The 19,882-nt window shown below is 68.9% G+C and carries 17 protein-coding genes and 1 pseudogene; 7 read left to right on the top strand and 11 right to left on the bottom strand.

What is annotated here, in order from left to right; translation table 11 throughout:
* Positions 1–6: 6 nt before the first annotated feature.
* From ACPWT1_RS04870 to ACPWT1_RS04850, 5 genes and pseudogenes are all read right to left on the bottom strand, one after another.
* The gene (locus ACPWT1_RS04870) at positions 7–645 is read right to left on the bottom strand and encodes a response regulator transcription factor (protein ID WP_427914277.1); all 639 of its coding nucleotides are present in this window, start codon (positions 643–645) and stop codon (positions 7–9) included.
* Positions 645–2,732: a sensor histidine kinase gene (locus ACPWT1_RS04865; protein ID WP_427914276.1), complete on the bottom strand. Its 2,088-nt coding sequence runs from the start codon at positions 2,730–2,732 to the stop codon at positions 645–647. The genes ACPWT1_RS04870 and ACPWT1_RS04865 overlap by 1 nt, the downstream gene beginning before the upstream one ends.
* Complete coding sequence (locus ACPWT1_RS04860) at positions 2,729–3,538, bottom strand: carbon-nitrogen hydrolase family protein (RefSeq protein WP_427914275.1); 810 nt, start codon at positions 3,536–3,538, stop codon at positions 2,729–2,731. Before ACPWT1_RS04860 ends, ACPWT1_RS04865 begins: the two co-directional genes overlap by 4 nt.
* Before the next feature lie 10 nt (positions 3,539–3,548).
* On the bottom strand, positions 3,549–4,973 hold the full coding sequence (locus tag ACPWT1_RS04855) for a YhdP family protein (RefSeq protein ID WP_427914274.1): 1,425 nt from the start codon (positions 4,971–4,973) through the stop codon (positions 3,549–3,551).
* A gap of 250 nt (positions 4,974–5,223) precedes the next feature.
* Positions 5,224–6,270, bottom strand: a pseudogene (locus tag ACPWT1_RS04850) (YhdP family protein); the annotation flags it as partial.
* Between the two features lie 1,495 nt (positions 6,271–7,765).
* On the opposite strand from ACPWT1_RS04850, the gene glnE reads away from it, so the two are divergent.
* Positions 7,766–10,486, top strand: coding sequence for a bifunctional [glutamate--ammonia ligase]-adenylyl-L-tyrosine phosphorylase/[glutamate--ammonia-ligase] adenylyltransferase (glnE, locus tag ACPWT1_RS04845; protein WP_427914273.1), 2,721 nt, complete (start codon positions 7,766–7,768; stop codon positions 10,484–10,486).
* A gap of 16 nt (positions 10,487–10,502) precedes the next feature.
* Here the strand turns inward: glnE and rfaE2 are convergent, their stop codons facing one another.
* Both rfaE2 and ACPWT1_RS04835 read right to left on the bottom strand, forming a co-directional pair.
* On the bottom strand, positions 10,503–10,925 hold the full coding sequence (gene rfaE2, locus ACPWT1_RS04840; protein ID WP_427915510.1) for a D-glycero-beta-D-manno-heptose 1-phosphate adenylyltransferase: 423 nt from the start codon (positions 10,923–10,925) through the stop codon (positions 10,503–10,505).
* A 71-nt stretch (positions 10,926–10,996) separates the two neighbouring features.
* Entirely contained in the window at positions 10,997–11,860 is an 864-nt protein-coding gene (locus ACPWT1_RS04835; RefSeq protein WP_427914272.1) for a diiron oxygenase, read from the bottom strand.
* 129 nt (positions 11,861–11,989) lie between these two features.
* On the opposite strand from ACPWT1_RS04835, the gene ACPWT1_RS04830 reads away from it, so the two are divergent.
* Complete coding sequence (locus ACPWT1_RS04830; RefSeq protein WP_427914271.1) at positions 11,990–12,571, top strand: glutathione peroxidase; 582 nt, start codon at positions 11,990–11,992, stop codon at positions 12,569–12,571.
* Positions 12,572–12,895: 324 nt separating this feature from the next.
* Here ACPWT1_RS04830 and ACPWT1_RS04825 read toward each other — a convergent pair whose 3' ends face one another.
* The gene (locus ACPWT1_RS04825) at positions 12,896–13,510 is read right to left on the bottom strand and encodes a glutathione S-transferase N-terminal domain-containing protein (RefSeq protein WP_427914270.1); all 615 of its coding nucleotides are present in this window, start codon (positions 13,508–13,510) and stop codon (positions 12,896–12,898) included.
* A gap of 125 nt (positions 13,511–13,635) precedes the next feature.
* On the opposite strand from ACPWT1_RS04825, the gene purB reads away from it, so the two are divergent.
* Together purB and ACPWT1_RS04815 are read left to right on the top strand one after the other, a co-directional pair.
* Positions 13,636–15,015 carry an adenylosuccinate lyase gene (purB, locus tag ACPWT1_RS04820; RefSeq protein ID WP_427914269.1) on the top strand — a complete coding sequence of 460 codons (1,380 nt, stop codon included), beginning with the start codon at positions 13,636–13,638 and terminating at the stop codon, positions 15,013–15,015.
* Complete coding sequence (locus ACPWT1_RS04815; protein WP_427914268.1) at positions 15,015–15,575, top strand: YaeQ family protein; 561 nt, start codon at positions 15,015–15,017, stop codon at positions 15,573–15,575. The genes purB and ACPWT1_RS04815 overlap by 1 nt, the downstream gene beginning before the upstream one ends.
* Positions 15,576–15,587: 12 nt before the next feature.
* Here ACPWT1_RS04815 and ACPWT1_RS04810 read toward each other — a convergent pair whose 3' ends face one another.
* Together ACPWT1_RS04810 and ACPWT1_RS04805 are read right to left on the bottom strand one after the other, a co-directional pair.
* Entirely contained in the window at positions 15,588–15,890 is a 303-nt protein-coding gene (locus ACPWT1_RS04810; RefSeq protein ID WP_427914267.1) for a DUF2007 domain-containing protein, read from the bottom strand.
* Positions 15,890–16,315, bottom strand: coding sequence for a DUF3717 domain-containing protein (locus tag ACPWT1_RS04805; RefSeq protein ID WP_427914266.1), 426 nt, complete (start codon positions 16,313–16,315; stop codon positions 15,890–15,892). The genes ACPWT1_RS04810 and ACPWT1_RS04805 overlap by 1 nt, the downstream gene beginning before the upstream one ends.
* A gap of 75 nt (positions 16,316–16,390) precedes the next feature.
* On the opposite strand from ACPWT1_RS04805, the gene ACPWT1_RS04800 reads away from it, so the two are divergent.
* Positions 16,391–16,744, top strand: coding sequence for a phage holin family protein (locus ACPWT1_RS04800; RefSeq protein WP_427914265.1), 354 nt, complete (start codon positions 16,391–16,393; stop codon positions 16,742–16,744).
* Here ACPWT1_RS04800 and ACPWT1_RS04795 read toward each other — a convergent pair.
* The gene (locus ACPWT1_RS04795) at positions 16,712–18,226 is read right to left on the bottom strand and encodes a M48 family metalloprotease (protein WP_427914264.1); all 1,515 of its coding nucleotides are present in this window, start codon (positions 18,224–18,226) and stop codon (positions 16,712–16,714) included. The genes ACPWT1_RS04800 and ACPWT1_RS04795 overlap by 33 nt on opposite strands.
* A 165-nt stretch (positions 18,227–18,391) precedes the next feature.
* Here ACPWT1_RS04795 and moaC point away from each other — a divergent pair, with 165 nt between their 5' ends.
* Positions 18,392–18,892, top strand: a complete 501-nt coding sequence (moaC, locus tag ACPWT1_RS04790; protein ID WP_427914263.1) for a cyclic pyranopterin monophosphate synthase MoaC — start codon at positions 18,392–18,394, stop codon at positions 18,890–18,892.
* 98 nt (positions 18,893–18,990) lie between these two features.
* On the top strand, positions 18,991–19,863 hold the full coding sequence (locus ACPWT1_RS04785) for a 2OG-Fe(II) oxygenase (protein ID WP_427914262.1): 873 nt from the start codon (positions 18,991–18,993) through the stop codon (positions 19,861–19,863).
* Positions 19,864–19,882: the final 19 nt, after the last annotated feature.

The raw sequence follows: 19,882 nt of genomic DNA, 5'->3' as shown, positions 1-19,882 counted from the left end.
GGACTGCTAGCCGCGCGGCTCGACCTCGCGCAGCACGTTGGCGAGCTCCACCGCCGACTTCACGTCCATCTTGTCGAACACGCGGGCGCGGTGCACTTCCACCGTGCGCACGCTGATCGCCAGCTGGTCGGCGATCAGCTTGTTCGGCAGGCCCCGTGCCACCAGGCGCATCACATCGCTCTCGCGGTCGGTGAGTTCCGCCAGCCGCGAGGCCACCTGGCTGCGCTCGCGCCACGTAGCCTGGACCTGTGCCGACTTCTGCAGCGCCTGCTCGACCCGGTCGACCAGGGCGTTGTCTGAGAACGGCTTCTCGCAGAAGTCGAAGGCGCCGCGCTTGACCATGTCCACTGCGGTCGGCACGTCGGCGTGGCCGGTGAGGAAGATCACGGGCATCGCGGGCGCCAGCCGCATGCCGGCGATGCGCTCGAACAGCGCCAGCCCGCTCATGCCCGGCATGCGCACGTCCAGCAGCAGGCAGCAGGGCTGCACCGGTTCGAAGCCGGTATCGAGGAGGGCGGCGAAGTCCTCGGCGTCGGCGAAGCGTTCGCTCGCAAGATGGCGCGAGCGCAGCAGCCATGCGAGCGCGTCGCGCACGCTCTCGTCGTCGTCGACGATGAACACGATGGCGTCGGGGGCGGGTTGCATCAGGGCAGCGTGGCGGCAGGCTGGGGCACGGGCAGGGGGACGGATCCGGTGGGTGCCTGTGCCGGCAAGGTGAAGCGGAAGATCGTACCTTGCGGACGGTTGGGCTCGAAGGCCAGGAACCCGCCGTGCTGTTCGACGACCGTGCGGCACAGCGAGAGCCCCAGGCCCATGCCTTCGGCCTTGGTCGTGAAGAACGGCGTGAACAGCTGCTCGCCCACCTCGGGCGGGATGCCGGGCCCCTGGTCGGCCACGGAGAACTCGAGCCAGCTCTTCGCGCCCTCCCTGTCGCCGCTGCCCACGCGACGCACCTGGATCACCAGCGAGGGCCGCGCCACGCGGGCCTGGTCCATCGCCTGCATCGCATTGCGGGCCAGGTTCAGCAGCACCTGCTCGACCATCGTGCGATCGCACAGCACGGGCGGCAGCGCCTCGGGCACGCGGGTCTCCACCTGGACGCCGAGCTTGCGCGCCTGCAGCCCCACCAGCGGCATCACGGCCTCGATCAGGTCCTTGGGCAACGTGGGCTCGCGATCCTTGTCGCGACGGCGCACGAAGTCGTGCACGCTCTTGATCACGCGGCCGGCGCGCTCGGCCTGCTCCGCGATGCGGCGCAGCGCCAGCTGCAGATCGGCCGGGTCCACGGGCGCCCGCGTCGGGGGCACCTCCAGCATGTTGAGCGAGCCGGTCGCATAGCTGGAGATCGCGGCCAGCGGCTGGTTCAGCTCGTGGCTGAGGAGCGAAGCCATCTCGCCCACCGTGGCCAGCCGCGCCGTGGCCTGCAGCCGTTCCTGGCTGGCGCGCGAAAGCTCCTCGATCCGCCGCTGCTCGCTGATGTCAAGGAAGGCACTCATCCAGCCGGTCTGGACGCCATGGGCGTTGATCAGCGGCGCCTCGATGATCAGCACCGGGAAGCGCGAGCCGTCCTTGCGCATGAAGACCGATTCGGTGCCCTCGCGCGGCGGTACGTGGCGGCCCGCGAGGCGGATCTCCTGGCGCTTCTGGTAGGTGCCGACCATCTCGGGCGGCCAGTACGGTTGCGGCGATCCCTGCCCCAGCAGCTCCTCGGCCGAGAAGCCCACCATCGCACAGAAGGCCGGGTTGACGTAGGTGGTGCGCCCCCGCAGGTCGCGCGCCCGCAGGCCGGTGACGAGCGAGTCCTCCATCGCCTTGCGGAATGCCAGCGCGTCGGCCAAATCACGTTCGACCTCGAGACGCCGACGCGTGTCCTTGCCCAGCAGGAACAGCACCGCGAGCAGCGCGATCGACATCGCCGTCACGAGCGCGGTGAGCACGTTCGGGAACAACTCGGGCGCACCGCGCCAGCTGTCCATGCGCAGCACGAGCGTGTTGCCCGGCAGGTCCAGCAGTTGCTGCGCGGTGAACACGCGCGAACCGCGTCGCGTGTTGCCGTACAGCGCGAGGCGGGTGCCGTCGGCTTCGGTGAACGAGACTTCCTGGCTTCGCGTGAGCTGCGGCCCGACCATGTTGGACAGCATCTCGCCCAGCGCATAGGTGGCGATCACGTAGCCCTTGAGCTGCCCGCCGTTCATCTGCGGCAGGCACAGGTCCATCACCTCCATCCCGAGGCCATCGGTCTGCGGCACGAAGTAGCTGGAGGCATAACCGGCAGCGCTGCTGCGTCGGGCGTTGGCGCAGGCAAGCGCCACCTCCGGCTGGGCGGTCGCACGGCCGAAGCGCTCGAACACCGGCGGCCGGTAGGGCGTGTCCACTCCGAACCGCGTGCCGAGCTGGGCATCGCGCCACTCGATGCGCAGGATCTCGCGGCGATCGTGCAGCAGGAGCTGCGCTTCCTGGGTCCAGGCGGCGCGCGTCGGGGTGGCCTGCAAGGCCTGCAGCGACTGCACGTTGCGCGTGAGCGCGGCGCGGATGTCCGACATGGCCTCGGCCGCGTCGCGCTCGAGCTTGGACTGCACCTGGCTCGCCTCGTAGCGCCCCGCCAGCCAGATCAGCGTGACCAGCAGGCTGGCGACGATGGCGCTGAGCGAGCCCCACAGCAGCCAGCGCTGCATGGCGGACGGGCGCGCCGCGCGAAGCGGCTCCGGATCGCGCGGCGGTGCGCCGCTCATAGGACGCGATGCTCCAGCGCCGGCAGCTGCTGGCGCACCTGGGCCAGCCGCCCGGCATCGAGCATCGCAACGGCGAGGCCTTCCCCTTCCACGCTGCGTTCGGCGAGCACCGTGCCCCAGGGGTCGATGACCATGCTGTGTCCCCAGGTCCGCCGGCCGTTCTCGTGCAGCCCCCCTTGGGCGGGCGCGACGACATAGGCCAGGTTCTCGATGGCACGTGCGCGCAGCAACACCTCCCAGTGCGCCTCGCCGGTCACGTGGGTGAAGGCACTGGGCACCAGCAGGACGTCGGCATGCAGGTCGCGGTACAGCTCGGGAAAGCGCAGGTCGTAGCAGACCGACATGCCGATGCGCCAGCGCCGGCCCGCCCGGTCCGGGAGGTCGAAGGCCACCGGCGTGAGGCCTGGCTCGATCACGCGCGCCTCGTCGCGACGCTCGTCGCCGTGGTCGAAGCGAAACAGGTGGATCTTGTCGTAGCGCGCGACGCACTCGCCGCGCGGTGAGAACGCCAGGCTCGTGTTGCGCACGTGCTCGGCATCGCCGGCGGCAAGCGGCAGCGTGCCTCCCACGACCCAGATGCCGAGCGCGCGAGCCTGTTCGACGAGGAAGGTCTGGATGCGGCCGCCCGCGGCCGGCTCGCGGATGGCGAGCTTGTCGGTATCGGCGCGGCCCATGAGGCAGAAGAACTCGGGCAGGACCGCGAGTTCGCACTCCTGCCGGGCAGCCTCGGCCAGCAGGCGGGCGGCCGCCGCGAGGTTGTCGTCGAGACGGGTGCCCGAAACCATCTGGATGGCGGCGATCTTCATGCGCGCTCCTTCACTCGTTGCTGCCGACGGCACGCGATTCGCTGCCGTGGTTCTCGGCGGGCGGACGGGCGATCTTGGTGATGCGCGGGTCGGCCCAGGTGCCGTCGATCTGGAACTGCTGCGTCGCGGCCCGGGCCAGCGGCTGGCGCAAAAACATCTGCGCGAGGAACGTGCCCAGGCCGATCGCCGGGTTGATGGCGGCAGCCACCAGCGAGGCCGTGCCCGCATTGATCTCCGGCACCACCACGACGTGCAGGTCCTGGGTCTCGTGCGCGATGTCGGCCTTGCCTTCCATCGCGACCGCGGCATTCACGCCCTTCATCTGCAGGTTGTTGGTGGCGGCGATGCCCTGCTGGATCGTGATGTCGCCGCGCACGAAGTCGAACGCGAATCCCTGGCTGAAGACATCGCGGAAATCCAGCGACAGCCGGCGCGGCAATGCCTGCAGGCTCAGCACGCCCAGCAGCTTGGCCAGGCCCGGGTCGGCCTTCAGGAACTGGCCGCGCTCGATGTCGACGTGGAACGAGCCGGTCATCGACGGATAGTCCAGCGCCAGCGGCGAGCCCTGCCAGGCCACCTGGCCGTCCATGCGGCCCTGCCCGGCACGCACCACGTCCTTCATGCCGAGGCGCGAGAGCAGCCCGCCCGCATCGCTGACGTCGAGCCGGAAATTCATCACCGTCTGGCGTCGTTCGGTACCGCGTGGCGCGAGGTCCTGACCATCCATGGCGGCCCAGTTGCCCACCGCCGTGAAGCTGCCTTCCGGCATGCTCAGGCTGAGCTTGTTCAACCGCCATTCGCGCACGCCGCCTTCGCGCTGCACGGCGCGCGCGCCACGGTTCACCGCATCGATCTCGAGCCGTCCGAGCTTGCGGCCGCGCAGGTCGAAGTCGTCGACCACGACGTCGAGAGCCGGGATGCTGGCCGGCTGCTCGTCCAGCAGCGTCTCCACCGCATTGGCCGCCGCCGCTGCAATGACCAGGCGCGCCAGCCTGGCATGGACGCGCCCCGCCCCGTTGCCCGCAGGCTCGCGGTATTCGACGTAGCCGCTCATCTCGTCGGCATCGACGTTGCCGCGCCAGATGCGGTCTTCGCGCGAGCCGCCGATCACCAGGTTGTGCAGCGTGCGGCCCTGCACCGTCAGGGCGCGTGCCCGCACGGCGAGCACCGTCGGCAGGTAGCTCGCAGCAGCGCCCGACGAAGCGGGAGCAGGACCTGCAGCGCCGGCCACCGGTGGCGCGGCGGTGGGCGAAGCCGGTGCCGCCAGGCCTTCGATCACCTGCCGCCAGGCGTCCACGTCGGCGGTGCCCAGCGCGATGTTTGCGGTGACGCCCTGCTCCGGCAGGGCCGCCGTCTCGCCCGGCGCCAGCCCGAGCGCGATGGCGCCGCGCAGCACGCGCGGCTCGGAGCCGGCGACGTCGCGCACGTAGTTCACGGACGCGATGCGTCCCAGGTCGACGGTGAGCTGGTCGGCCTCGGCCAGTGGTGGTCGCGCTGTCGCGCAGCAGCGTGTTCTCGTACCGCAGCGGCAGGGACGCATCGGCCGCCTTGGCCAGCGGCGCGGGCAGGTTCACCCCGAGGCCCTGCAGGTTGCTGGTCACCTGCACTTCCGGCATGCCCTTGCGCATCGTGAGCGTCATGGCATAGGCCGCGCTGCCCGTCGCGTGGCGCGCCAGCCGCGCGAGGAACCCGAGTTCGCGGGCCTGCCGCAGGCCCTCGGCGCTGGCCGTGCCTTGCGCTCTCACGACGACCGCCGTGTCGAAGCCCCCCGTGCGGGTGCCGCCTTCCAGCTTGACGTCGCCGCCGAGGGCATGCGCCTGCGTCCCTTGCAGGGTGAACCCGTGTTCGTTGAAGGCGACTGCGCCGCGCGCGCGCGCCAGCATGGGCGTGTCCGGCGTGAGCTGCACGTCGTTGCCCGCCAGCGTGACGGTGCCCTGCACCGTGCTGCGATCGATCTGCGCGATGGGCAGACCAAGCTTCAGCTGCAACTGCATGTTGCCGGTGGCCGTCGCGCGATCCAGTGCCTGCTGCGTGAGGGCGTTGATGGGCGAGCGCTGCACCACAGCCAGCGCCTCGGCCAACGGCCCCCGGACCTCGCCGGTGACGTCGACAGTGGTGTTCGCGAAGTCGGCGATGCTGGCATCGGCACGCACGCGCAGGTTGGGCCCGTTGTTCATCCGGCCCTGCGCGTCCTCGATGCGCAGGCTGCTGCGATCGAACACGAGCTGGGTGGACAACTGGGTGAGCACCGGCCAGGGCTGCGCGCCTGGACGCGAGGGCGGGCGTGGCGCGAACGCGTACGTCGCATCGCGCACCTGCGCGGTGATCCTGAACTCGCCCATGCGCGAATGCGCGAACGGGAACTCGCGCAGGTCGCCCTTGACCCGGGCGCGCGCCTGCGTCACCTCGGCTTGCTGCACGCCGTCGCGCACGTAATCCCGCACGGTCTGCGGCAGCCCGAGCGGCAGGTAGCGCCAGACACGTGCGCCGTTGGCCCGCGACAGCGTGGCGGAAAGGTCCAGCACGCCCGGATAGCGATGCGCCGCATCGTCGCCGGTGCGCCAGCTGCCCTGTGCCTCGCCTTGCGCATCGGCATTGCTGAACTTGACGTTGTTGGCCTTCACGCTGAGGCGCTCCCCGGCGAGCTGCCACTCGACGTCGCCGCCGAGGCGGTCGAACGGGAGCACCGCTTCGTCGAACACGCCCGGGAATTCCAGCGCGCCCGATTGCATCGTGAACCTCGCGCTGCCGCCGGCCTCCGTGAGGTCGAATTCCAGCGCGGCATTGCGGATACCCGGCGTGCCAGGCACGACATGCCCATCGGGGCGCCGCTCCGCCGGGCCGGCGGCGACGCGCAGCCCGCTGACGCGGCCCTTGGCCTGGTACTTCTGCGGTGCCCGCAGGTCGCCCTGCCAGCGTGCCTGCACGTTCTCGACGAGGCCCTCGGGCGCATAGGCCGCCAGCGCGCGGTGAGTGGGGGCGCCCAGGGGCAGGCGTCCGGCCAGCTGACGCAGCGCAGACAGGTCGAGCCGATCGGCCTGCAGCTCACCCGCCGCGGGCCGCCTGCCGTCGCCATCACGCCAGCTGACCGACAGTTTGCCGCCGGGCCAGCGCTGGCCCTGGTCGGTGATGAACTGCAGGTCGCGTGTCTCGAAGTCGAACCCGTCGGGGCGACGCTTGCCGCCGAGGCGGCCGGACAGCGTGGCCAGACCGAGTGGAGCAAGGTCGGGCGCGAGGCGTGTGACCACGTCGGCCACCGAGATGTCGGCCGTGCCGCCAACCACCTGTCCCTTCGCCACGTCGGCCCAGGCCCGCACGGCACCATGGCCGCTCTCGATGTCGACGTCGAGCCGGACGTGGCGCCGCAGCTCCTTCAGGTCCACGCGGTGGAAGTCCGCATACAGCTGGCCGTCCCAGTCCTGCCAACGGCCCGCATGCACGGACAGCAGCGACTGGCGGAACGTGCCCATGATGCTGAAGCGGTCGCCCCAGCGCTGCGGCGGCGTGGCGTCGAGCCGAAGTGCATGGCTGCGCACGCCGTTGCGCACCACCAGGTCGACGTCGGTGAGGCCGAGTTCGGGCGCATTGCGCATCTCGTCCGTCCAGCGCAAGGTGCCTCCGCGAATGACGAATTCACCTTGCCGGAAGAACCAGTCTGCGCCGCCTTCCTGCGTCCGGTCGCCGCCGGACAGTTGCAGGCCCGCGACGAAGATGCGACCGTCGGCGGCCCGGCGCACGTCCAGCTCCGGCGCCTCGATGAACAGCTGGTCGAAGCCGCGGTTCCACAACGAGCCGAGGGACACCGCGACCAGCACGCGCCGCAGCCGCAGCGCCGCATGGCCCTGGGTGTCGAGCAATTCCACCGACTGCAGTTCGATCGAAGGCACCAGCCCCTGGCTGCGCGCAGTGACCACGCCGATGCGCACCGGCACCCCCAACGCCCGCGAGGCCTGCCTTTCGATGGCGGGGCGGTAGTCGCCGATTCGCGGCACAATCCAGCCGTGCAGTGCCCCCCAGGCCGCCGCAAGCAGCAAGCAGCAAGCCGCGAGCAGCCCCATGGCCCACTTCGCGCAGGCGGCTGAGGCCTTCAGGAGGCGCGAAGGCTGGGGCGGCGAACCGTTCATGGAAGACGACGACTTGGCAGGAATTATCCGTCCCGACGACCAAGCGGTCGCGACCGCGGCCCGGGGCCTGCCGGCATCGGAAGTGGCTGGGCCAATGAGTGAGATGTCCACGGCCCACGACGGTTCCTCCCAATCCCGCTTCGCCCAGCGCGTGCGCCGCCGCTACGCGCAGGAATTGTCCCTGCTGCCGCCCGGACTGCCGGACCCGGCGGCCCTTCGCACCACCTTCGAGGCACTGCGCAGCCGCGGGCACGGCACCGGCGAGAGCCTGCGCATCCTGCGCCAGCTGGTGCTCGAACGCCTGGTGCATCTCGACTGCGACCGGCACGCGCCGCTGGCCGAGGTGACGATCGTCATGACGCACCTGGCCGAATTCGCGCTCGACCTCGCCTGCACCGAGGCGCGGGCCGAGCTCGATGCCGTGCACGGCACGGCGCTCGGCGCCGACGGCCAGCCGGCACGGCTGTGGGTGGTGGGGATGGGCAAGCTCGGCGCACGCGAGCTGAACGTCTCCAGCGACATCGACCTGATCTACGTCTACGACCAGGACGGCGAAACCGCCGGCGTGGAAGGTGGCCGCGGCCGCATCAGCCTGCACGAGTACTTCGCCAAGACGGTCAAGCGCATCTGGGCCCTGGTGGGCGACACGACCGAGCATGGCTTCGTCTTTCGGGTCGACCTGGCGCTGCGGCCCAACGGCAACTCGGGGCCGCCGGCGGTGTCAGTCGACGCGCTGGAGGAGTATTTCCTGGTGCAGGGGCGCGAGTGGGAGCGCTTCGCCTGGCTCAAGAGCCGGGTCGTCGCGCCTGCGAGCTCCATCGCCGATGGCTCGGCCCAGGCGCTGCGCAGCGTGGTGCTGCCGTTCGTGTTCCGGCGCTATCTCGACTACAGCGTGTTCGATTCGCTGCGCGTGCTGCACCGGCAGATCCGCGAGCATGCGGCGCGGCGCAGCGCCGGCCGGCCCGAGCGCGCCAACGACGTCAAGCTGTCGCGCGGCGGCATCCGCGAAATCGAGTTCATCGTGCAGTTGCTGCAGGTGGTGCGCGGCGGCCAGTTTCCCGAGTTGCGCACCCGGCCCACGCTCGCGGCCTTGCCGCGCCTGGCAGCGGCGGGACTGATGCCGCAGGCCACCGCCGACGCGCTGGCCGAGGCCTACACCTTCCTGCGCCGGGTGGAACACCGCATCCAGTACCTGGACGACCAGCAGACGCACGTGCTGCCCATGGGATGCGACGAGCAGGGCGACGGGGACCTGGGCTGGATCGCGCACACGATGGGATTCACCGGTTGCTGCGCATTCCTGCACGAGCTGGACCGCCACCGCGAATTCGTCGCCCAGGAATTCGACACCTTGCTGGGCGCACCCGACGGCGACTGCCGCACCTGCGCCGGGCCCAGGGGCGGCCGCGCGGCGCCACCGGATCTCGACACCTTGTGCGAGCAGTTGCCTCCGCAGCTGCGCGAACGCATCGCCCGCTGGTGCGGCCACCCGCGGGTGCAGGCCTTGCGCGAGGATGCACGCCAGCGCCTCGCCCGCGTTGTCGCGCGCACCGGGCAGTGGGTGCAGGAAGGGCGCGTGGGCGAAGAGGCGGCGCTGCGGATGGCCGACTGGCTCGAGCCGCTGCTGCGGCGCGAGAGCTACCTGGCGTTGCTGGTCGAGCGCCCGGGCGTGCACGAGCGGCTGCTGCGCCTGCTGGGCGCCGCGCGATGGCCGGCGCGCTACCTGCTGCGCCATCCGGGGGTGATCGACGAACTGGCCAGCGAGTCGATGCTGGCCGAGCGCTTCGATGCCCAGGCGTTCGAGCAGGACCTGCAGGAGCGTCGCCGGTCGCTGCGCAAGACCGGCGAGGATGACGGCGAGGCATTGCTGAACCTGCTGCGCCGCGCCCACCATGCCGAGGTGTTCCGCACCCTGGCGCGCGACGTCGAGGGCCGGCTCACGGTGGAGCAGGTCGCCGACGACCTGAGCGCGCTGGCCGATGCGGTGCTGCGCGTCACCGCCGACTGGTGCTGGGACCGGCTGAAGACCCGGCACCGCGACCAGCCAAGCTTCGCGATCATTGGCTACGGCAAGCTGGGCGGCAAGGAGCTCGGCTACGGCAGCGACCTGGACATCGTGTTCGTGTTCGAGGATGACGACGAAAGTGCGCCGGAGATCTATGGCGCGTTCGTGCGCAAGCTGATCAACTGGCTGACAACCAACACCGGCGAAGGCACGCTGTACGAGATCGATACGGCGTTGCGTCCCAACGGCAACTCGGGCCTGCTGGTCACCACCTTCGGCGCGTACGAGAAGTACCAGCTCGGGCGCGGCAGCAACACCGCATGGACCTGGGAACACCAGGCCATGACGCGGGCGCGCTTCGTGATGGGCGAGCCGGCCCTGGCGGCGCGGTTCGACGGCGTGCGCGAGGCGGTGATCACCGCACCGCGCGAGCTGCGGGCGCTGAAGCAGGAGATCGTGGCGATGCGGCAGCGGGTGCGGGCGGCACATCCCGTCAAAGCGGACCGCTTCGACGTGAAGCACAGCGAGGGGGGCATGGTCGATGGCGAATTCGCGGTGCAGTTCCTCGTGCTCGCGCACTCGGCACGCCATCGCGAGTTGATCCCCAATCTCGGCAACATCGCACTGCTGCAGCGCGCGGAGGCCGCCGGTCTCCTGCCGGCCGGGGTGGGGCAGCAGGCGGCAGCCGCCTACCGCGAATTGCGGCGCGTGCAGCACCGCGCACGGCTGGACGAACAACCGACGCAAGTGCCACCAACCCAGCTGACGCCAGAGCGCGACGCGATCGTCGCGCTCTGGCGCGCCGTGTTCGGCAACTAGGGCAAGGACCCGGTCATCAGCCGCGGATGCGGCGAACCAGTGCGGTCGTGGAGTAGCCGTCGACGAACGGGATCGCCAGGGCGCGCCCGCCCCAGCGCTGGATGCGGCGCGTTTCCTCCAGCGTCGCCATGTCGTAGTCGCCGCCCTTCACGTAAACGGCAGGCCGCAGCTCCTCGAGCAGGGCGACCGGCGTGTCCTCGTCGAACCAGGTGACCAGATCGACGCTCGCCAACGCGGCGAGCATGGCCGCGCGGTCCTGCTCGGCGTTGAGCGGCCGCTCCGGACCCTTGCCGAGGCGGCGCGCGGAAGCGTCGGTGTTGATGGCCACCACCAGGCTGCCGCCCAGCGAGCGGGCCTGGGCCAGGTAGGTGACGTGTCCCCGGTGCAGGACGTCGAACACGCCGTTGGTGAAGACGACGGGACCGGCAAGCCTGGCCATCGCCGCGGCCGCCTGCGTGCGCGGGACGACCTTCGACAGGAACGCGGGGGGCGGCAGCCCGCCAGTTGCGGTCACGCCGGGTTGGGTTCCGCCACGGTGCCCTGCGAGAGCGCCGCGGTGATTTCCTTGCGGTACCGATTGAGCTCCTGCACGCTCTTGAAGCTGCGATTCATCAGCAGGCTCAGGTTGTGCAGGATGCGCTCGACCACCTTGGTCTCCCAGACCGCATCGAACTTGATCTGCGTGTCGAGCCAGTGCTCCAGCCATTCGGGATTGGGAAGGCGGCTCTGGATGGTGTCGCGCGGGAACAGCGACTTGTTGACGTGCAGGTTCGTGGGATGCAGCGCCTGCGCCGTGCGGCGCGCGCTGGCCATCAGCACGCCAACCTTGGCGAAGGCGGCCCTGGCCTCGTTGCCGCAGTTGTTGATGGCGCGCTTCATGTAGCGCAGGTAGGCGCCGCCGTGGCGGGCTTCATCCTGGCTGAGCGTCTGGTAGATGTGCTTGATCACCGGCTCCGTGTGCCATTCGGCCGCTCGGCGGTACCAGTGGTTCAGGCGGATCTCGCCGCAGAAATGCAGCATCAGCGTTTCGAGCGGGGGCGCCGGCTCGAATTCAAACCGCACGTCATGCAGTTCCTGCTCGGTGGGCACCAGGTCGGGGCGGAAGCGCTTGAGGTACTCGATCAGCACCAGCGAATGCTTCTGCTCCTCGAAGAACCAGATCGACATGAACGCCGAGAAGTCGCTGTCGTTGCGGTTGTCGCGCAGGAACATCTCGGTGGCGGGCAGGGCGGACCACTCGGTGATGGCATTCATCTTGATGGTCTGGGCCTGTTCGTCGGACAGCATCGTGGCATCGAAGCGATCCCACGGGATGTCCTTGTCCATGTCCCACCGCACGGATTCGAGTTGTTTGAACAGTTCGGGATAGAGCATGAGAATGAGGAGGAATTGCCTCCATTTTAAGCGGCGGGGGTGCATCCAGGCGTGACGGGCCATGATGCTGGGCAACGCGAGGGGCATCTGCCGCCGAGCCAGCCCCCGCCGCTCTCCAGGAGAACCGCCTTGTTTCGATCACTGTTCACGTGCGCCGCCGCGGCCATCGCGCTGGTGGCTGCGCCCGTGCCGGCACTTGCGGCCGGTCCCGCGTCCGCCCGTGCCGCTGCGTGCCCGGCGTTGTTGGACCAGACGTATCCCCGCTTGCAGGACGAGAAGCCCCAGTCGCTGTGCCAGTACGCCGGCAAGGTGCTGCTGGTGGTGAACACGGCCAGCTACTGCGGGTTCACCCCGCAGTACCAGGGCCTGGAAGACCTGTACAGCCGCTATCGCGAACGCGGGCTGGTCGTGCTGGGCTTTCCCTCGAATGACTTCGCGCAGGAAAGCGGCAGCAACAAGGACATCGCGGACTTCTGCGAGAACACCTTCGGGGTCAAGTTCCCGATGTTCGCCAAGAGCAGCGTGCGCGGCAGCGAGGCCAATGCGCTGTTCCGGCAACTGGCACGCGAGACCGGCAGCCCGCCGCGGTGGAACTTCCACAAGTACCTCATCGACCGTGACGGCCGGGCCGTTGCGCACTATGCAAGCACGACGACGCCCCAGGACAAGGCGTTCGTGGCGCGCATCGAGCAGTTGCTGGCCCAGCCTTGAGCCCGGCGCGCCCGGCGCTCACAAAACTTTACCGAGCAAGGCCGCCGCGCACGGGAACCAGCAGACCCACAGCCGTGTCCATAGCGGCACGGAGTTCGACTCCGGCAGAACAAAGTTATTGCTGCGAAGCCTTCCACGCCATCGCGCGCGGATGAAATCCCGGGGCGACTCTTCTCCTCCTCCCTCCCTCCCTCCTTCGTTCCGGGGCGCTTCGCAGCATTTTTCTTCCCGGCCCAAGGGGCCGCCTGGTTCACCCGCCCAAGCCCGCGCCCCGCAAATTGCGGTGCGCTGATGTCGTGAGGTTGGCGCGGCGCGAAGGCGCGTTCAGGAGGGCCGCGTGTCCTGGAAGCTGGCGCGCTGCATCAGGCGTTCCGACAGCCTGGCGAGATTGGGATAGTCCGCGCGCCAGTCGATCTCCGGGAAGCGGAAATCGAGGTAGCCGAGGGCGCAACCCACCGCGATGTCGGCCAGGCTCATATGGATGCCGGCGCAGAACGGCTTGTCGGCCAGGCCATGGCTCATGGCCCGCAGGCTCGAATGCGTCTTGCCGATCTGCCGGTCGATCCAGGCCTGGCAGCGCTGCTCCTTCGGACGGCCGGCCCAATTCGCCTCGAGCCGCGCGAGGATCAGGGCATCGAGCACGCCGTCGGCCAATGCCTCCCAGGTCTTGACCTCGGCCCGCTCCCGACCGACCACGGGAATGAGCTTGCCAACGGGCGAGAGCGTGTCGAGGTATTCGACGATCACGCGTGAATCGAACAGCGCTTCGCCGCCTTCCATCACCAGGCACGGGACCTTGCCCAGCGGATTCGACTCGGAGATGGTCGTGTCGGCCGACCACACGTCCTCCTGCACGAACTGATAGTCCAGCTTCTTCTCGGCCATCACGATGCGCACCTTGCGCACGTAAGGGCTGGTGGTGGCTCCGATCAGTTTCATGGGACTTTTGGCGTTGTGGGGCACGCGGGGATTTTAGGGAAAAGCGCCTTGCTCCTTGTCGTACCTCTACTACATGGAAGGCAGGCGACCGCCGCAGGCGCGCCGCCTACAATGACGCCCTCCCCATGCCGCTGTCCACCATTTCCGCGCTCTCGCCGCTGGACGGGCGCTATGCCGCCCGCCTCGCGCCCCTTCGCCCGCTCATGAGCGAGCAGGGTTACATGCATCGCCGCGTGCAGGTCGAGGTGTGCTGGTTCATCGCGCTGTCCGACGCCGGCTTCGCGCAGTTCAAGCCCCTGACCCCGGGTGCGCGCACCTATCTCCTCGGCCTGGTCAAGAACTTCTCCGAGGCCGACGCCCTCGCGATCAAGGAGATCGAGAAGACCACCAACCACGACGTGAAGGCCGTCGAGTACTGGATCAAGTCCAAGTTCGAAGCACGTCCCGAGCTGCGCGCCGCCAGCGAGTTCGTGCACTTCGCCTGCACCAGCGAGGACATCAACAACACCAGCCACGCGCTGCAGTTGAAGGGCGCGCGCGAGCAGGTGCTGCTACCTGCGCTGGATGCCGTCGTCTCGCGGATGCGCGAGATGGCCCATGCGTACGCCGACGTACCGATGCTCAGCCGCACGCATGGCCAGACTGCCAGTCCCACTACGGTCGGCAAGGAGATCGCCAACGTCGTCGTGCGGCTGGCCGGCGCGCGGGAGCGCATCGCGGCGGTCAAGCTGCTGGGCAAGATGAACGGCGCGGTGGGCAACTACAACGCGCACATGGCGGCCTGCCCGGACTTCGATTGGGAGGCGTTCAGTCGCAAGATCGTGGAAACGCCTGAGCCGCTCGGCCTCGGACTGGTGTTCCAGCCGTACAGCATCCAGATCGAGCCCCACGACTACATGGCCGAACTGTTCGATGCCATCGCGCGCGCCAACACGATCCTGATCGACTGGGCGCGCGACGTCTGGGGCTACGTCAGCCTCGGCTACTTCAAGCAGAAACTGCGTGAAGGCGAGATCGGCTCCTCGACGATGCCGCACAAGGTCAACCCGATCGACTTCGAGAACGCCGAAGGAAACCTGGGGCTCGCGAACGCCGTGCTGCGTCACCTGTCCGAGAAGCTGCCGATCTCGCGTTGGCAGCGCGACCTCACCGACTCCACGGTGTTGCGCAACATGGGCGTGGCGCTTGGCTACGCGACGCTCGCCTACCACTCGCTGGGCATCGGGCTCGCCAAGCTGGAACTCAATCGCGAAGCGCTCGCCGCGGACCTCGATGGCGCGTGGGAAGTGCTGGCAGAGCCGATCCAGACCGTGATGCGGCGCCATGGGGTGCACGGTGCGTACGAGCGCCTGAAGGAGGTCACGCGCGGCAGGACCGTGCGCGCCGAGGACCTGCACGCGCTGATCCGCTCGCTGGAGATTCCGCAGGAAGAACGCGACCGGCTGCTGGCAATGACGCCCGCCAGCTATGTCGGGATGGCCGCCGACCTGGCGCGCCGGGCCTGATGGCCCTGAAGTCCACCATCTACAAGGCGCAGCTGGCGGTCGCCGATATCGACCACGGCTACTACGCCGACCACGCGCTGACGCTGGCGCGGCATCCCAGCGAGACCGACGAACGCATGATGGTGCGGCTGGCCGCGCTCGCGCTCAACGCCCATGCGCTCCAGACCGACTGCGGCGGCGACGGCACGCTGTCGTTCGGCGCGGGGCTCTCGAACCCCGATGACCCAGACGTGTGGCTGCGCGACTTCACCGGTCGCACCCGCCTGTGGATCGAGGTCGGCCAACCGGAAGACAAGCCGCTTGCACGTGCCTGCTCGCAAGCCGACCGGGTGCTGGTCTACTGCTTCCACCATGCGGCCGAAGTCTGGTGGCGCGGCATCGAGAACAAGCTGGCGCGGCTGGACAAGCTCTCCGTCTGGCGCATTCCCACGGCTGCCGCGCAATCGCTGGCCGGCCTGGCCGAGCGCTCGATGCAGCTCCAGGCCACGGTGCAGGAAGGCGTGCTGATGCTGTCGAGCGCCGCTGGCTCCGTCGACGTGGAGCCGGTGCGCTGGAAGTGACGCCGGGCTGACTCAGCCCGGCATCGGCCGGCCGCACTGCCAGCAGCTGGCGAAGCCGCCCTCGACCACCTCACCACACGCACACGCCCAGCGCCGCTGCGGCATGTGCTGCAAAGCGTGCAGCAGCTCCCGGGCGGCAGCCTCCTGCGAGGGATCGGTCAGCCAGACCTCGGGCAGGCATTGGTCCGGCGGCAGCTCGCCCGCCGCGGAGCCCAGAAAGTAGCGCTGCAGGCAGGCATCGAAACCGGCCTGCCGCAAGGTGTCGACCCAGAGCGAGGCAATGGCGATGTTCGGCGCACCGGCGAGCCGCAGCATCACGCACCCGCGTCCTGCGGTCCCTCGGCGGCGCGCTCCGCGTACCGGTTGAAGCGCCACGCGCCTCCTTCGAGGGTGATGCGGCGCCAGGTGCGGCGCTTGGCCGCCGGCGTCATCTCGGGCCAGTGCTGCACTTCCTCGAAAGTGCGGCCGCAGCCCTTGCACTGGTCGTCGCCCTGGCTGGTCGAGCAGATGGCGATGCAGGGCGTGTCGGGGGTCGTCTCGTACCACGCACGCCACGCTGCATAGGCCTTGGCGGGAAAGCCGTTCTCGTCGGCTTCCTCCTCGTGGTAGTAGACCATCAGCGCGTAGACCTCGGCCAACGCCCGCAGTTCGGGGGCTAGCGTCACGCCGTCGGGTGAAGGCTCGCGCTCGCGCCAGTAGTTGATCGCGGCCTCGATGTCGGTGATGTGGATGCCGGCCATGGTGGGTCGCAGGGGCAGGGATCATAGCCCGGCGGCCGGCGGGCCGCCGCTGGGCCGGTGCTATCCTTGCCCGCCATGAAGCTGATCGCCAAATGGCTCCTCAGCGCCGTCGCGCTGCTGTTCGTCGCCTATGTCTACGACGGCGTGGTGGTGAAGAGCTTCACGTCCGCGCTCGTGGCGGCTTTCGTGATCGGGCTGTTCAACACGGTGGTGCGCCCGGCGCTCGTGGTGCTCACCCTCCCGGTGACGGTGCTCACGCTCGGCCTGTTCCTCTTCATCATCAACGCGCTGATGTTCTGGGCCGCCGCGTCGGTGCTGGACGGCTTCGACGTGCGCGGCTTCGGCGCAGCCTTGCTGGGCTCGCTGATCTACTCGGCGATCGGCGTGGTGATCGAGTCAGCGCTCGAGCGACTGCTCCCGAAGCATTGACTCCACCTGGCGCGTGCGCGTGTCGATGATCGAAGCCTCGATGTAATCGGCTCCCGCGCCGCCCCGGCGCGCCAGTTCCTGGGCCGCCTTGAACCGGTCCAGCGCCGCCGAATAGTCCAGCTGCGCCACCTGCGCCTCGGCCTCCGCACGGATGGCTCGCAACGACTGCCCCTGCGATGCGTATGCATTGGCGAGCAGCTGCCAGGCGGTGGCGTCGCGCGGCTGCGTGGCCACCCAGGTCTGCAGCCGTTGAGCGACCTCGGCACCGCCTCCGGTCGCGGTGCGGGCCTGCGCCCACAGCAGCACCTCGGGCCGTGAACTGCCGGCCCCAGCCTCGCCGACCAGCGACAGGGCCCGCGCCGGCTGTCCCGCGGCCACCGCCACCTCGGCACCGAGCAGGCGCGCCAGTCGTTCGCCGACGGCATCTCCTTGCACCTCGGCGGCCAGCTTCTGCGCGTAGGCCTCGGCGCGGGCGTGGTCGCGCACCCTCGACGCCGCCAGGCTGCCGGCATACCAGACCGCGGCGCGACGCTGGTGCGTCCCGCCGGGCGGCGGCATGTCGGCCTCGCGCACCAGCGCGCGGATGTCGTCGATCGGCCCGGCCGACACGGCCTTGGACCGGGCCGCCATGAGGGCATGTTCGAGCGCGACGGAGGCCGGCGTGGGGGCCCCTTTGGGAAGGAGCTGCTGGCGCGCCTGCATGTCGGCCATGCGCTCCGACGTCAGCGGGTGGGTCCGCAGGTACGGAAAGGAGCCGTTGTCGTTGATGCGCGAGGCCTGCTGCAGCTTCTCGAACATCGTGACGAAGCCTTGCGGCTGGAACCCGGCCTGCGTGAGCACGCCGAACCCGATGCGGTCGGCCTCCCGTTCCATGTCGCGGGAAAAATTCAGCTGGCCCTGCATGGCAACCGCCTGGCCGCCGGTGAGCATGGCGTTGCCGGCCTGCGGGTTCCGGCTCATCGCCAGCACGCCAAGCAGCATGGCCCCGATCAGCAGCGGCGTGGATTTCTTCTCCTCGCTCTGCAGGCGTGAGATGTGGCGCTGGGTGACGTGGCTCAGCTCGTGGGCCAGCACCGAGGCGATCTCGTCGCGCGACGTGGTGACGTTGATCAGGCCCAGCTGCAGCCCCAGCCACCCGCCAGGGAGGGCGAACGCATTGACGATGCGGTCCTTGCCCAGCAGCACTTGCCACGCAAAGCGCTGGTCCAGCTCGACCGTCAGTTCGCCGCGAGCCCGGGCCGCATCGAGCAGCGGCTGCCAGATGCCCCGCACGTACTCGGCCAGCACCGGATCGTCGATGTAGTCCGGATCGCGGAACATCTCCCGCGCGATGCGGTCGCCCAGCCGCTTCTCGGCCGCGCTGCTCAACTCGCTGCCGTCACCGAGCGTGGGGAGTTGGGCGCGGGCGGGCACGGGCCCGAGGCCGGCGATCAGCAGCGCGATGAGCGCGGCACGACAGCGTCCAATGTGGCAATGGTTCAAGCGCGAATCCTGGAGTGGGAGCCCTGCTGTTGTTCGGTCGCATGCGACCGCCAGAGTTCCGGGGTGGGAACGGATTGCATGATCCCGGCCATGCAGGCGCGCGCGGCAGGCCGGTGGCTTGCGACGCGCCCCGTATGATGACTGGCAACGGATGTTGGCGTTTGCATGACGGGACTCACTCACTTCGACCAGCTCGGCCAAGCCCACATGGTGGACGTGGCCGCCAAACCCGCGACCCACCGGATCGCAGTGGCTCGCGGACGGATCCAGATGCTACCGGCGACGCTGGCCCTCATCCAGAGCGGAAGCGCCAAGAAGGGTGATGTGCTGGGCGTGGCTCGCATTGCCGGAATCCAGGCGGCCAAGAAGACAAGCGAACTGATCCCGCTGTGCCACCCGCTCGCGCTCACCCGCGTCGCTCTCGAGTTCTCCTTGTCGCCCGCGGATTCAGCGGCGCCGAATGTGGAATGCAGTGCCACCGTGGAAACCGTCGGTCCCACCGGCGTCGAAATGGAGGCGCTGACAGCCGTCAACGTGGCCCTGCTCACCATCTATGACATGTGCAAGGCGGTGGACCGGGGGATGACCATCACCGACGTCCAGGTGCTCGAGAAGCACGGTGGCAAGTCGGGAAGCTTCGTTGCCGATGTGAGTGCGAGTCCTTGAGTCGAGAGGCTCTGGACCAGCGTGCAGAGCGCCGAGTCGCCCGACGCTTGCGCTGAAGTGGCCCAGCCGACCAACTCGTCATGCTAAGCTCATCCGTGATGGGCACTGAAAACTTCAATGACTCCGTATTTCCGATTTCCGGAAACGTTGATACAGCCCGAGAGATCGGCGGCCGCTACTCCCAGCAGTACCAGGGTGCGGATCCATACCCGCATATCTGCATCGACAACTTTCTGGCCGACGATGTCCTGAGCAACGTTCTGGAAGACATCGCGCAGGTGAATCGGGGCCCGGATGCGGTGTATGTCCGACCGCAGGAGCGGCTGAAGGTCGCTTTCAATCCGGAGGAACTGCCTCCACGTCTCCGCGATCTTTTCCGCACCTTCAATGCCCGCCCTTTCCTGGGTTTCCTGGAAAGCATGACGGGGATCAAGGGACTCTTGCCCGACCCGTACTTCCTGGGCGGCGGCATCCACGAGGTGAAGAACGGCGGCCACCTCGACATTCACGCAGACTTCAATCTGCACCCGGTGCTGAGGGTCGAGCGACGGGTCAATGTACTGATCTATCTCAACAAAGATTGGGAACCCGGCTTCGGCGGGCAGCTGGAAATCTGGGACAAGGGCATGACGCACGCCGTCAAGAAATTCGATCCGATGTATGGCCGCTGCGTCGTCTTCAACACCAACGCCGACAGCTACCACGGCAATCCGAACCCGGTGAACCACCCGCGTCAGGTGTCTCGCCGATCGATTGCCCTGTATTACTACACGGCGACGTGGGACGAGCGCAAACAAGACCGGACAACGAAGTTCCGCACCCGGCCAGGCTCCAAGGACCGCTTCGACTGGTCCACTGAACGCAAGGAGTTGATCCGCGATCTGTGTCCTCCGATCCTGACCCGGCTTGCTCTTCGAGACTTGTGCCCGCCAATGCTGTTCAGGTTTGCCAAGCGCGTCGCCAAGCGCTGACTGGATCCTTAGCGAGCCA

Origin of the sequence: Ramlibacter sp. MMS24-I3-19 (assembly GCF_050320135.1) — a bacterium.
GTDB lineage: Bacteria > Pseudomonadota > Gammaproteobacteria > Burkholderiales > Burkholderiaceae_C > Ramlibacter.
Note: the sequence above shows the minus strand (reverse complement) of the source record. Positions and strands in the feature narration are given on the sequence as shown.